Origin of the sequence: Candidatus Protochlamydia amoebophila UWE25 (assembly GCF_000011565.2) — a bacterium.
GTDB classification, from domain to species: Bacteria; Chlamydiota; Chlamydiia; order Chlamydiales; family Parachlamydiaceae; genus Protochlamydia; species Protochlamydia amoebophila.
Genome location: NC_005861.2, coordinates 2,330,875 through 2,344,885, shown reverse-complemented (window position 1 = coordinate 2,344,885; position 14,011 = coordinate 2,330,875). Strand labels below are relative to the sequence as shown.

The window sequence follows — 14,011 nt, the reverse complement described above, 5'->3', positions numbered from 1 at the left end:
TGAAGTATGAATCCTGCACCTACACTACTCGAGACTTTCAAGATACTTTAAAGTATCGGAAATCCGGTATACATTACGGCCAATTTCGTCTAATATCACACTTATAAGTGGGCTAAAGCTTGAGTTTGGAAAGGCAAAATAAAAAGTTGTGTTCTTAATTCGTTCTATTAGCTCATCTGTATTGGCCTTTTTACCTTTGGAAAGCACTGTAAATTTTAACTGATCAGCTAAACGAATATAAGGTTGTTCAGCGAGAGCAAAAATAGCTTGAGGCTCTCCGGCTTTATAGAAGGTCAACCAATCTTCGATTGTAATCTCTGTAGTCGCACGATGTCCAAATTGTTCAATATAAGAATTTCCAATTCGAGTGGATTTAATGCCAACAATCTTATCTTCTAAAAGAGTGTGCGTTTGCTGAGGAACAATGCATTTCCATAAAAAAACAAAAGCATTTGCTTCAGTAGTTTGCTCAGGGTCATTAAATACTTCACTCCAATAGTTCCTTTGAGATTCCTCCAATTTCTCTAGCTTGCTTTTAAGATGCTCTATTTCTGCTTGAATTAATTTTCGGTTAGAACCTAATAAAAAAATATGCCCAGTTACTTTAAGGTTGTTTTGCAAATAAAACAATGTTTCAATTATTCGTGTTTCCATACGTTCAGTACGGGCTCCAAAAACAATACAGTGATCAACGGTCATTTCACTATCAATAGATTTTGGAAAAACGAAACCTAATTGCTGTAATAATACATTGAAAGTTTGGCTGTATTTTTGCTTAGTAAGATTATCTTCTAAATGCCATCTTTCTGTTCCTTCTTTACGCAATAAGCCTCCTCGAATACCTTGAGATTGCTGGAGAATTGAATTCAGATCATACAAGCAATTTGCTGTTAAAGCTTTACAATCTAACTCATCTAGCTGAACGAGTAATGTTAAGAGACTCTGAAACTGGGGTGCTAACACAATGGCGTGGTTTGTCGAATCATAGTTGAATAAATTAGACTCACCTAAGAGTAGACTTGGATTAAGTTGTATAATTTTTTCAGCGGTTGAAGATAATTTATGCTTCAAACTTTGTTCTTGGACATGATAATGAATTTCTGAAGAAACAGATGTTGTTGGATACACTTGCATGACTTTTCCCCTATCTTTTTTTAATATTCCACATTCATTTGCCTAGAATGTTAAGAGGACAAATTAACTTAACAAATTCGATTATGCATTTGGAAATAAACAAGAGGTTTCTCCCCAAGCTCTCTTGATTGCATTGATAATAATACTGCCAACTTGAAAAAACTTCCTTACTAACTTTAAGTGTCTTATTTTTAAATCCTGTAAAACTTTTATCTTCAAGTTATAACATAGACTTAAACCAAATTCCTAAAAGCAAATCACAATTTGTTGAATCATAGTTCAGGTTTGTTGAAGCAAGATAAAATGTGTGGCTAATAATTAAATTATTTTTATGCATATATCCGAAATCATTATCTTTGGTACAGATACGTACGGACTTAAATTTTTTAGGAGCTGTGCTTAAGTTACGAATATCACTAATTTCCCACGGATTATCAGTAAGATCTATTTTTTGTTTAAATGCTATAGCAACAGTATCTGCAATTGCTTCATTTAACGCCCCTGTTTCTTCTTGATTACCAAGTCGATTATGATTTTCAATCACGGCATGCGACATCTCATGACACACAACCTCTGGCTGAGAAGCAAATTCGTTATCAAAAGCGAAACATTCCTCTTTCCAAGGAGCATAATAGGCATTTTTTTCAGGGTAATGGACAAAAAATGGCGGGATCTTTCCTTTTCCATATACACCGACTAGTTCAAAAGTAGTTCAATAAAAATTTTTTATTGTTTCCCCTATTTCATGAATTTTTGAATAAATTTCTCTTTCGTCTTCATTTTTATAGATAAGGTCTTGGTAACCTAGTTGCAAAATTTCCTTTTCGGTATGTGAACTAATCTGTGTTGTTTGATAGGGGGAGGCACTCCCATAAGCTTATGACAAATATGCACCTATTTTTACTCCTTTATTTTCTAAATTTATTTGATTGAAAATTAATTTATTAGGTTCTTATAGCAGCAAACAAAAAGCTTAAAAATTTATTTGAATTTGTCGGTGCTTGTCATCCCAAAATTACCACCTTTTTTAAATTGTCAATTTAAAATTCTGAAAGCATATTTGAAAGAATTTTATCATTTAAAAAATATAAGCTTGGGTCTCTTTTCCCTGTTATTTTTCTATTGCAGCATCCTTGAAGAGATGGTTAAGCATTGCTACATCATTTAAAACTAATCACTGATCAACAAGTTACTAACAACAGATTGCTAATGGTATTTATCGTATAGTATTAAAAATTTCTTAGGATAATTTACAAAGGATTTTTTGAAAAATGAATAAAGGTTAAAAAATCAATCTCGCATATTTTTCCACTTTTTTAAGAGTACATTCAAATTCGCTTAAAGGCAATTTGGTGAGATAGGCTGATTCGGAAAAATATAGGCTTTGATTTCATGGTTTCCTTACCAATTTTCCAGTTTCAATACCTTAAAAAAACGTGTGAGGACTGCTACTTCTTGAGGACCAATAACTTAATAAGTAACATAACATTTCCCGTCGCATCACTCATGAGAAAGATACAAAGGCCCTGTGACCACATAGACGTTTTGATAGGTTTTTGTCAAATTTCGTATATATCTCTCCAATTTAGACCCATAACCTCTATTGAATGAAGGACTCTAGGGCATATATTAGTCAGAAAAAAAGTATTTTCCATTATGTCAAAAGTTGAACGGTGATTTGCTGCCGGAGTCATATGCCCGCGATCAAATCCACTTCCTTTGTAATCTGCTAAAGTGGCTCTTAAATGTAGAGGAATTTTTTTCATCTTCTTTGAAAGCTAGAGATCTCTCAGCATTGCCTTGCAGATGCTCGGCAGCTAGGTGTTCATAAACCCATGCTGGCTTAAGGTGGCGTGCATCATAGTGTAAAGAATAACCTGGCCGATGAATAACAAAAGAGGAATGAGGAATTAGGGTAGCTTGGAAGAAAATTATTTTGCTGATTATCTTGTACAACTAAAACAGATTATTCTATCGGCTCAAGGACTTGGTCAGTGCATGTACGTAGCAGAAAAATTTGCTGGCTTGTGATCCCAATTGCTATCCCAAGCATAAAAAAGCTTATCCAAAAGGAAAAAGAACTAAATTTTAATAAAATTTTTTGTTTGTTTTCCACCATAGTATTTGACTCGGTGTTGATTGAGAGAGAATCAAACTAAGCAAGAGTATAAATTTTATACTATTTTTCTTTCATTCCCTATACCTTTTAATCCATTTTAAAAGGGCTTTCAAGCGCTTTTGCCGATGTTTGTATTGATTTCTTCTTTCATTTGCATGAGAACTTGTTGTTTAGAGTAATTTGGTTTTGTTTCTAAAAAAGATCTACTTGGTTTCTTTGATTGGATGCCCTATCACTAAACATAAGTTCTCCTTTTTTTTGATCAGGCCTTCAAAAGCCTATTTTAGAGCTATTTATTTTGTTTCAATTTGTAATAACAACAATCTATTTTATAAAATGATTAATAATATTAATTAAATAATAGTCTTGGCTTAATACGTTAAGCTATTTCGCTTGATAAATTGACCTCATTTTAAGAAAAAAAATTAGCAGCAAAATCTTTGCTTCTAAACATTTTCTATTTTAAGCAGGCCAAAAAACGGCTATTTATTTCTTTTACCTAGATGTTTTCATGGAGAATTTGCTAGGTTTTGATTTTCTATCGCATTCCCAGATCACTCCCATTTTCCCGCTATTAAAAACAAATTTTTATCTTTAGTTTGCATTGGCATACAAATTGCACCTTAGGAGGAAAAAAGGGGGGGTTAGCCATGGTCAACCCAACCGGACCTTTTCCAAGTCATCCATCTCAAGGACAAAATATCCAACAACCTGCGTCGCAAGCTGCAGAAGGAAAAAAAAGAAAACAAAAAGGAAAGGAAAAAATAGTCGAGGATCCCCAGCAAAAAACTGAGGAAGCAGCTCAGACCGCCATTCAAAATTTATCTACGCCCACATCATCCCCTCCTCATAAGTTGCCTAGGCGAACAAAAGAAGAAGAAGAGGCTTTAGAAGCCGAGGATACTAGTTCTTTGAATAGCAGCAGGAGTTTGCCGACAAGAAAAAGCACTGAAAAAGAGAGTAAAGTTTATCAAGAAACTTTTCCAGCTGCCATATCTTCTAGGGGAAAAAAGTCCAAAGCAGGGGATAAAATAAACCCACCTAAACTCGAAAAGCGCTCTTCTGGATTGGAGAGCAATAGGGAAATTTATATCAATGCAAAAGGATTTATTGCAGAAGCTGTAGAAATCTTTTCTCAAATAAACAAACCTCTTTGTTTGAAGTTTGGCCAATTCATTCTTAAAATGGATGCCTATAACAATCATGGCGATAAAAATGAAAATCCCCCTGCAGAATTCATTGACATGCATGCGCAAGCGCGGCTTCTTCTTTTTTTTCACATGGGGGTAGCTTATTCTGGTTTGGAATGTCAAATTGATTGGCTACCAGCCAAAAAACAATTTTACATCGGCTCAGAACAAACAGGCACAGAAGCTTGTCACCATTCTTTATTTGCCGAAGTAAATGATACTTATCTTTATACGCTTAAAAAGTCTTTACTGGAAGCAGTACGCGCATTGCGTGAAAACCAAAGAGAAATTTCTCTTCCTTTAAAAGAAAGGCTCCTTGAGCTAAATGTCTCTAAAGAAGGACTTCAGAAGACCATTAAAGCCATTTTAGACAATAAAATTCGTGCATTTGATGGAATTGAAAACTTATGGAAAGAGACATTTACTTCCTCTACAGAGCATCAAGAGTTAAAAAAGTCTTTATTGGAAGCGGTACGAGAATTGCGTGATAACCAAAGAGAAATTCCTATTTCGTTAAAAGAAAAACTCCTTGAGCTAAATGTTTCTGAAGAAGGGCTTCAAAAGACCATTAAAGCAATTTTAGACAATAAAATTCGTGCATCTAATGGAATTGAAAATTTATGGAAGCAGACATTTCCTCTTTCTATAGAGGATCAAGCCCTAGTAACAGAATTAAAAGATGGTTTATTCCAATACATACAAGATAGGAAAAGGCTAACGGAAGAGATGATAGGCAAACTGCAAACAATTGGGATTCCTAGAACTGTTATTAATGCATTACTAAAAAATAAACGATTAAAGAGAGCGCATGTGGATGAAATGTTTGAAAAGTGGGCGAATCCCTCTTTATGGGCAAACACGAACTTTTATTTTTTAAACCATCATACTTTAATAGCTCCTTCTGCTTTAAATAAAGTGGACGATTTAATTGAAAAAAAAGTGCGCTCCGATGCTATGCAAATCCTTAATGCGATTGCCACAAAAGAAATTAGCCCTTTGGAAGGCACTCAACAAGTAGGCAGACTCATGATTGCAAACCTAGATGAAAGCCTAAGGGTTATCCAAGAAAAAATTGCTTTAGTTTCCGCTTTAGAAAAAGAATTGGAGAAGCTGGGCAAACTTTTTAACGGGTTAGAGATTGCACAAACTAGTGCTACCTACACCCCCCTGTACAAAAAGTTAGAAAATTTAAAAGAGGTGCAAAGCACCGTTAATGAACTCATGCGCATTCTCGATGCATTAGCAGATCTTAATCATTCTTCTTCCCATATAGCGATTGTGGATTTTAAAATAGAACAAGCAAGAATGAAAACAGCGCAAAAAACGCTCCATGACTTTAGAACAGAGTTAACAGGATGGATGGATGAAATATTTGAAAATCGCTATCAACAGTATCGGCAAGTCCCTTTTTTTCAACATCAAAAACAAATCGAGGAACTAAGAATTAATGTAACAGAAAAAGAGAGGGAACAAAAAAAAATTGAGCAAGAATTGAAAGAAAAGGATTTGACTCCAGAAGAAAAGTGGTTGTTGTTCTCACTAGAAGAGAATCTACCAGAAAATTCATCTTTCCTAAATCTTGAACCTGAAAAAAAGCTAGATTTAGCTGAAAAGTTATCATATGGCGAAGCTAAACGTTATGAAGCTTATAAAAGTGTGATAAAAAAAACCGGCTTACAAAAGGATTTAGAGGAAATAAAGAGAATAATTCAGCAAAATCGAGATTTAATGCAGGAACTAGGAAAAGAAAAAGAGCCTGAAGATGCTTTTTTAAGAAAAAACTATACAAACACTTCAAAAAAAATAATTGAATGGTCAATAAACTCCCAGTTTAGATTAATTCATTATCCTGTGTCTAGCTCCACGCTTTCTTTTGTCAAAGATTTATTAAACCTACAATCTAGGGCTACTGCTCAGCTTATCCAGGATTTGGAACAAGCTGATCCTTTTACTTATGAAGAGGAAGCTTTAAAACAAGCCTTGATTAAACGGTCGACTGAATAGGCTAAATTTCAAAGCTTAAGGGGGGAAATGGGAGAGAGAGGCCTTAGCAAAGTCCCAAACATCTAACTCCCCTCCTTTATCGTAGCAAGCCAAACGGCGCTCATCTACATAAATACCCATTAAATTACCTTCTATATCTACTTTTGTTAGCCTATTAGGGCAAAAAGCTCCCACTGTTTTAGGCTTATCTGTGATATTTAAGCACTCAATTAAATTGTAAGGATTAGTGGCTACCCAGCAATGTTCTTGATCGCAGTCGAAGCTAAGAAATTGGACAGGAGAAAGATCAAAAGAGTGCGATGCAATCCTTTTTCCAGTAGTGGGTTCATAAAAAACAACATACCCCTTGTCAAAACCCACAGCGAGTTTTTCGCCATTATAGGCTGAAGCAGTAATACATTTAGATTTGGAGTTGAGATGAAATTTGGATTCTCTTTCAAGAGAACCCTCAAAGATTTTTTTTCCGCTAGCAGCATCCCAAACTGTACAGAGGCGTTTTTTCGCATCCTTCCCCAAAATAATGATGCGCTTTTCATCAAATTGCACGAGCTCTTTGCACAAAGGATCTAAAAAGAGCCCGTCCAAAAGAATCGGTTCCAGATTTTGGGAGGCATTCTCTTTTCGAATAACTTTGATAAAATAAAGCGCGCCATCTTCACATTGAATCAAAATTTGGTTATCGCGGCAATCGAGCGAGCGGATGGAAGAGCGGAAAAAGGGAGATTCGTAACATTTTAAGCCATTTTCTATATTAAAAATGGCAAATTGCTTACGCTGAGGCAACACTAAAATAAGCAACTCTTGGTCAACATGGGCTTCCTCAAAATTTCTCACCCTGCTTAAGGGTTGCGAAGGAAAAGGTTCTTTGAGTGGCCAGCGATAGAGGGAACCTTCTTGCGTCACTTGGATCATATGCCCTTCTAGATAGTGGATCAAACGAGAGTTTTCGTCTTTTAGGTTATCAAAAACTAATTGACAGCCTTTTTCCTCAAGAGAATAGACTTGAGCAGTCCCAGGGGTGACTTGGATGAAAGCCACTTTTTTTTCTACCTTTAGTTTAACCGTTTCGCTTGCTGCAAAGCCAGGTAATTGATAGGTATCATACTTACAACGATCTTCACATAATGTGAGTTTGTTACGTTTGACTTCTTTTAGAATTTGATGCTTTTTTTTATAAATTTTCTTCCAGTTTGAATTTAAGGTTGGGCGGGTCGAGAATGTCAACTTTTTCCATTGGCGACAAAACTGGGCTTTCCATAGGGAGGGATCCTCTGCTAGCTGTTGCCAGGCTTTACTAACTAAAGAAGCCATGGCAAGGTCTTTTGGGCTCTTAAGTTGATTAAAGATGGCAACCTTCGTTTCTTCAGGTAAAGTTTCTATAGGGGATTTTAAAGAAATCTGCATAAAGCCTCTATCTTTATTAAGAGAAGATGATTAGTTAAATAATCGTAATTATATTTAATAAGGTTATTTTATTCTAGGCTAAATTAATTCAAAAATGGCAACTAAAAAATTTTATTAAATAGAATAAATAAGATGATTTATAAAATAAAAAACCGTTTTCTTAAGCAGTTAATGCTTATTGCCGGTTGTAACTGTAAATAAAGTATGTACCATTTCAATTAATTTTCTGGCATATTGCGAAGTTCTTTCTTGAATGCAATAGCAATCTATATAGCTTTTTAACTCCTTAAACTAAATTTCTTTTTTGATCTCGAGCTTGTTGTATTTGAACTAACATTTCAAATTGTTTGGGCTTTCTTAGGTAGTATTTCTTTATGGAGTTTTAAGTACTCAATAATTTGTCTTTGCCACTGTTCAACTTTGGTAAAGTTACTAACACCGTGATATGAAGTTGTGCGAAAAAAATTTCCTAACTCTTCAAATTTGGGAACAGGTATTCCTTGTTGTTCACAAATATTAATCATCCTTCCTAGCCCAGAACCCCATGATAACCAGTTTGTTAAGAGAGATTTTGCTTTTCTTGCCTTGTAGCACCATTTTTTTTTACCAAATCTAATCCGCAGTGCGTACATTTCATTGCTCTTCTCTGCTCGAATTAGAACAATTAATCTATCAAATTACAATTGAATTTCTCTAACAACATTTAATTTTTCGGTCTTGGCATATTCGACAACGACTTCCAATATCATTTCTTCCCATAAAGTAATAAAATACTCATATGCTATAAACGTTAAACTTGTTCCTTCAATAATAGTGATTCGAATTGTCTTTTACATTTCTACGGGTCATAAATTCCCTTAAGATATACTTAGAAATGTTATGTCTGTTACTTTTATAAAAAATCAAATATTATAAAATTTTTAAAATATTTATTTTTTAATAATTCAAAAAAAACGCTAAAATTTAAGAAGACAACTTACACTCCATTATCTAACACTCCATTATCTAATTTTAGTTTGATAGATTTTTCTTATTTAAATAGCTTAAATGTCGTTACGAATTAAAAATTTATTTTGTCTTATTTATACAAAGAGGAGTTCATGTATACAGGCAACTTAACATCCCCTTTTGCCGTCATCAATACAACGTCTAATTCTTCAATTGATGAAGCAAATCAAATACAGGCGGATATCTTTGGTCAAAAAACAAAAATAGAAGCCATTAAGAATTATGCTTTAAATTTTTTAGGGCATGGATATAACCGTTTGGCTAAAAATAGTGGGAGCAAGCTATTACAAAGAACCTTAGTAAAATTTCCAACCGACTTGGTCAATGTTCAATCTGCTAATTCTTGCGATGAATATGCAATAGGGGCAACAAATGAGGAAGCTTCCGAAAAAATTAAAAACAAATATGGTGGGAAATTTAATTTGACCTGTCCCATAGCAACTATCGGTACTGGAGTTGATTATAAAAACTCTAAAAATGCGGGAGAAAGAGTAGATAAAATTGTCTTTGCCGCTTGTCATATTGATTACAGTAAATGCACACTTAACAAATTTCCCGAGCTAAGAAAAAAGCTTCTTACAGTTGGTTGTGAAGTTAAAGGTGATTCCTTTGTCAGCTCCGTTTGGGTCTATACAGGATATAAAATTTTTTTTGAAATTGATATTCAGTCGCAAAAAGAGGGATCTCAAAAAAACTTTCAAATAGAAGGAGGTGTTGAAAAAGGCTCTGTTGGTTTGAAAGCTCATGCGGATGGATTAAATAAATCGCTAGCAAACAGGGAAATTAAGGGCATTACGATGCATGCTAAAGGCTTTGGCGGCTATTCTATTCCTACGAATCAATTTTCTCTACCTCAGAATGGGGAAGAAATTAACCAGGTTATTCAAACTATTAACAATGACTATCTGGCAAAGGTTAATCAATTAATGACTCGAAAATGTTTCATTAATGAAAAATGTCTGACCTCATATAATTCTGTGCCCATCCCTTGCTTCCCTAAAACTTATCCTAAACATCTTCCTGTAGTTGAAACTCCTCATGAACCAATTACTGTAAATTTTTTAAAGCTTGCCGAACAAATTGACACATATAATAGTCACAAGCTCAAGTTTGAGTTAGGAACAATTCAATTAAATGAACTCTTTACATCCATGGCAACAATTTTCTCAGACATTGAAGCCAAGTTTAGAGGGTGTTCATCAGAAGATTATACACTGGTTATAGGCAGAAGTGGCGCCGGTAAGAGCACACTTATTGGTTATCTACAGGGAGCGAAAATTATTTATGATAAAATTCCAATAACGGATTCACCAGAAAATTTTTCAGCTATTGATAAATCTGAAATAGAGGAAAATCTCTATGTCCCAAAAAAGTTAGTAGCTGTTTATAAAACTAAACAAGGTACTCTTTACCCAGAAATGGGGCATGACATTGCAAAGACAAAAGCGTTTGCAGTTTATGAAAACTATATTGATACAGCTGGAATTTTTGATACCGGTGGCCCTGCAAATGACATCTGCAATGCGGAAGCCATACGTATGGCAACGAAAGTCTACTCCCCAAGAAAAATGATTGTTTTAATAAATTCGGCATCTTTTGAAGACAGAGCTTATGTTTTTTTAGAAATGATTGATCGATTGAAACGAGTTGTAAGAAATCCAACAGATAAAAGCGTCATGTCTTCTATACTATTTGTGGTTAATGACAAGCTAAGTAAAGCACGACATGAAAGAAAAAGTAAGAAAGGAGTTACTAAAGATATTTTAAGAGCTATCCGTAATTTAGAATTGGAAAGAAATCGATTATTACCGCAGGAGCAAACCTGGTGGAATTGGTTTTGGGGGCAAAAATCCAAAGATCAAAAACTCGCAATTAAAGAACGTGCTAACGATCCTCGAATAGTTGGTTATCAAGAAAAAATAAAAATATTAAAAAAACTATTGAAATTAGATAATATTATCGTTGCGGACATTTTTGCTGAAGATACAAGGCAAAAAATTAAAGATTGGAAGGACAAAAAGATTTCCCTTGAATTATCTTCTAACCCCTTATCTTTCACGATGGAAAACTTTGTTGAAGGAGGGCACAATAAATTTAAATCCACTTTGCGGGAAACGACTGGCTATTTTCTTTATCTCCTTTCAAAAATAAAACAACGTAATCGAAAACTTAATGATTTCAAAATTGAAATTGCCGAAATCGAGTCTCAAATAAGTTCTTTAAATTATTCGGAAAAAACTGATATTGAGACAAAAATTAGTAAAAAAAGGGAAGCTATTGAATCAAATACAAAAATAATTGCTGATTCAAAAATTGAATTAAAAGAGATTAAAGAAAAAATAGCCGAAAAAGAGCTGCGAAAAAATAAATTGCAAACGGATAGAAGGATATTTTGGAAGAAGATGAGCCCAGACAAGCCCATCAATCCTCGTTCTTTCTTCGCAGCCGGATTTCTAGCAACCAAATATATATTTAGTATCGATGATAAAAATACACCTATCAATCATGTAGAATTAATTTCCGGCAAAAGACAAGAAGAAACAACGGGGTCTTTTTGCAATGAGGATCGATCAAAACTTAACGAAGGAAAATATATAGTTTCTTATAAACCTGGTTGGTATGGATACCAAGAAGACTGCAAAGCAGAAGTAAAACTTTATGTTAAAACAAAAGATCATCCCTCTTCAAAAACAGAACTCATCCAAATTGATCAAGATTTAGCCGATTTAACAGCTCGGCAAATAAGGCTAACAACTCGAATCAGTGGATTCGAGGGATTTAACTCAGTTCTTTCTGTTGAGATAGAACAACTTAAAAGTCAAGGCGAATTAATAGAAAGCAACAAACAACAAAGTATTCGTAACTATTCTGACAAGCTAAATCGCTTGAAACACTCCCAAGCAGCAATCAATTGTAAACTACAACCGCTTAAATCAATTCTGAATGCGTACAAAGATTTTTGTCAACTAATCGGTAAAATCATAAAGAATTTAAAGCTTGATGAATCAGAAAATAGTTCCGATCGAAATATTTTTAATCAATTTCTTGATGAATATTGTAGAGAAAATGGTAATGAAGGGAATGTCGAAACCTTGCTTTGATAAATATAAAAAATTCGATACGATCGTCTCATCGAGGGCTTGTGCTTACAAGCCCTCAGCAGCCTGCTACATATCGTTTTCCTAATCGTATGAAATTCAATTCTAGCTTGCTTGCTTTCTGATTATGCGCGCGCGACTTTTTCATTAAAGAGATGAAAATTCTAGTTTCATTACATCATAGAAAATTTTGTCTTATAAACGGCCTGAAGTTTATGACTATTGTAGAGTTTTCTCCGTATTTCTAACTTAGAAGATGAGTTATAATGTTACCAGATTCATGGGATATAGAGATTTGGATTCCATTCAATTGCTCATTAATTGTCCTCTCGACCTCCAGCTTACAGCAACATATGAAAAATTTGGTAAATCTCCTATTATGTATGCAAAAGAAATCGATCTTAAGATAGTGCAAATGATTTACAGACTAACTTTGAATAAATCAAATAGGAATGGAAATTATTCGAATTAGGAAATTGCCATAGCTTGTTGATTTAAACTCATCCATCTCAAATGTCATCGGCGCTATAAGAGAGCTTTTTGGGTCTTCCTTTTGAACTCTTTCTCGAATCAAAAAAGACTGTATTAATCGCCTTGAGAGAAATTTTTTAGCAATTTTCAGGAAAAATTAAGGCTTAGCAATCACTCTACAAGCATTCCTTTAAATTTTTTCGCGAAACGTGGATATCACTCAAAGAGGTTTTAGATACCGGTGCGCCTTATCAAATGAAAGTTTATCAACGCCGTCCAAAAAAACCATAAATCTTGTATTATTAAATTTTGTCTTAAAAAGTTTTCAAACGATGGAAATAAACCAACAATCTAAAATCGAAAGATTAAGAGAATACAAAAATTATTTATTCTTAATAAAATACTGTTTTACTTTTTAATATTCTTGAATTTTTGGCGCTTTTGGCATTCGTTTTTGTATGAGATTCAGAATAAAATGATTTATACCCAAGAAGAATGAGCAAAAACCTTTTAGATATAATTAGTCCGTATCGCCATAAAAAATGTGAAATGCCTAAATCTAGAATAGAATTTTTATTTTGCTTTTTCATTTTTTAAAATTTCGATCTGTTCTTTGGGAGATTTAATTTCTCTACTTATTATATCGTATTTTTGAAAAAATCCGCGGCGGAGATTGTTCTGCGTTCCTTTCAAATCGTGCATTTCTTTCCAAAACAAAATATTTTCTTCTACAGAAGTACCTATATTCCAAAGGTTTAATTGCCTTTCTGTGCCCATAAAAGTACTTGCAATACTAGAATTAAATAATTATTGAATTTGTTCAAATAGTAATATGTTGCTATAACAACATTGTTACATTGCAACAAGGTTGGCCTATGAGAAAATATATTAATCAAAAACAAGTTAAGCTTCAACTTGATACAAGAAACCGAATTTGCTTAACTCAATTTTTACCCAAAGGTCTCGAAATTAGTTCATTTCGAGCTTATCAAGAGGATGGAAAAATTATACTCGAGCCTTTAATAGAAGTTCCAGCATTAACCATGTCCTCACTGATGAAAGGTATTGAAGATATTAAAGAGGGTAGAATTAGCGAACTAGACAGAGATTTTTCGGAATTCATAAACGATGATGAAATTTAAGCTTAAGTATTCGACTGAGGCGAAAGATCAATTTTTAGCGTTAGAAAGCAATAAGGACAAAAATTCTCAATACAAGACTGTGGCTAAGACATTAGGTCTTATGCAAATTAATTTGTGTCATCCCTCATTAAATACTCACAAATTTGGGGCTATTTCCTCTCCTTTTGATGGGGAAGTTTTTGAGTCATATGCTCAAAATAAAACACTTGGTGCATATCGCGTCTTTTGGTGCTATGGCCCTAGCCGTGGATACTTATATATTATTGCTATTACACCACATCCGTAATTCTATTGTATTCATCTACTACAATCAGAAAAGTGCTTCAATCCGCTTTCAAATTAAAAGTCATTCAATTGTTTTTCAATTAAAAGAGTGTTGACTCGCATACTCAAATATTTTTATGTGAATAGCATTACTTATATAAATATACATAAAAAAAT

At 33.9% G+C, this 14,011-nt stretch carries 10 protein-coding genes and 1 pseudogene; 4 read left to right on the top strand and 7 right to left on the bottom strand.

The features are described 5' to 3' along the window. Positions 1 to 24: 24 nt before the first annotated feature. From PC_RS09370 to PC_RS09360, 4 genes and pseudogenes are all read right to left on the bottom strand, one after another. Positions 25 to 1,134, bottom strand: coding sequence for a hypothetical protein (locus PC_RS09370; RefSeq protein WP_011176497.1), 1,110 nt, complete (start codon positions 1,132 to 1,134; stop codon positions 25 to 27). A gap of 220 nt (positions 1,135 to 1,354) precedes the next feature. Further along, positions 1,355 to 1,690 (bottom strand): M4 family metallopeptidase, encoded by a 336-nt coding sequence (locus PC_RS11800; RefSeq protein WP_011176496.1) that lies wholly within the window; start codon positions 1,688 to 1,690, stop codon positions 1,355 to 1,357. 944 nt (positions 1,691 to 2,634) lie between these two features. Beyond that, positions 2,635 to 2,733: pseudogene (locus PC_RS12020) on the bottom strand (DNA/RNA non-specific endonuclease); the annotation flags it as partial. Further along, positions 2,694 to 2,900 carry a DNA/RNA non-specific endonuclease gene (locus tag PC_RS09360; protein ID WP_044045282.1) on the bottom strand — a complete coding sequence of 69 codons (207 nt, stop codon included), beginning with the start codon at positions 2,898 to 2,900 and terminating at the stop codon, positions 2,694 to 2,696. The pseudogene PC_RS12020 and the gene PC_RS09360, both read right to left, overlap by 40 nt. Before the next feature lie 1,003 nt (positions 2,901 to 3,903). On the opposite strand from PC_RS09360, the gene PC_RS09355 reads away from it, so the two are divergent. Further along, on the top strand, positions 3,904 to 6,447 hold the full coding sequence (locus PC_RS09355; protein ID WP_011176492.1) for a hypothetical protein: 2,544 nt from the start codon (positions 3,904 to 3,906) through the stop codon (positions 6,445 to 6,447). 15 nt (positions 6,448 to 6,462) lie between these two features. Here PC_RS09355 and PC_RS09350 read toward each other — a convergent pair whose 3' ends face one another. Continuing rightward, complete coding sequence (locus PC_RS09350; protein WP_011176491.1) at positions 6,463 to 7,851, bottom strand: F-box protein; 1,389 nt, start codon at positions 7,849 to 7,851, stop codon at positions 6,463 to 6,465. Positions 7,852 to 8,189: 338 nt separating this feature from the next. Continuing rightward, entirely contained in the window at positions 8,190 to 8,483 is a 294-nt protein-coding gene (locus tag PC_RS09345) for a hypothetical protein (protein WP_011176490.1), read from the bottom strand. 468 nt (positions 8,484 to 8,951) lie between these two features. Between PC_RS09345 and PC_RS09340 the strand changes: the two genes are divergently transcribed. Then, on the top strand, positions 8,952 to 11,960 hold the full coding sequence (locus tag PC_RS09340) for a hypothetical protein (protein WP_011176489.1): 3,009 nt from the start codon (positions 8,952 to 8,954) through the stop codon (positions 11,958 to 11,960). 1,041 nt (positions 11,961 to 13,001) lie between these two features. On the opposite strand, the gene PC_RS09325 is transcribed toward PC_RS09340, so the two are convergent. Further along, positions 13,002 to 13,205: a hypothetical protein gene (locus PC_RS09325; RefSeq protein ID WP_011176485.1), complete on the bottom strand. Its 204-nt coding sequence runs from the start codon at positions 13,203 to 13,205 to the stop codon at positions 13,002 to 13,004. A 98-nt stretch (positions 13,206 to 13,303) separates the two neighbouring features. Between PC_RS09325 and PC_RS09320 the strand changes: the two genes are divergently transcribed. Continuing rightward, positions 13,304 to 13,570, top strand: coding sequence for a hypothetical protein (locus PC_RS09320; protein ID WP_044045280.1), 267 nt, complete (start codon positions 13,304 to 13,306; stop codon positions 13,568 to 13,570). After that, positions 13,557 to 13,856, top strand: coding sequence for a hypothetical protein (locus PC_RS09315; RefSeq protein ID WP_011176483.1), 300 nt, complete (start codon positions 13,557 to 13,559; stop codon positions 13,854 to 13,856). The genes PC_RS09320 and PC_RS09315 overlap by 14 nt, the downstream gene beginning before the upstream one ends. Positions 13,857 to 14,011 lie beyond the last annotated feature (155 nt).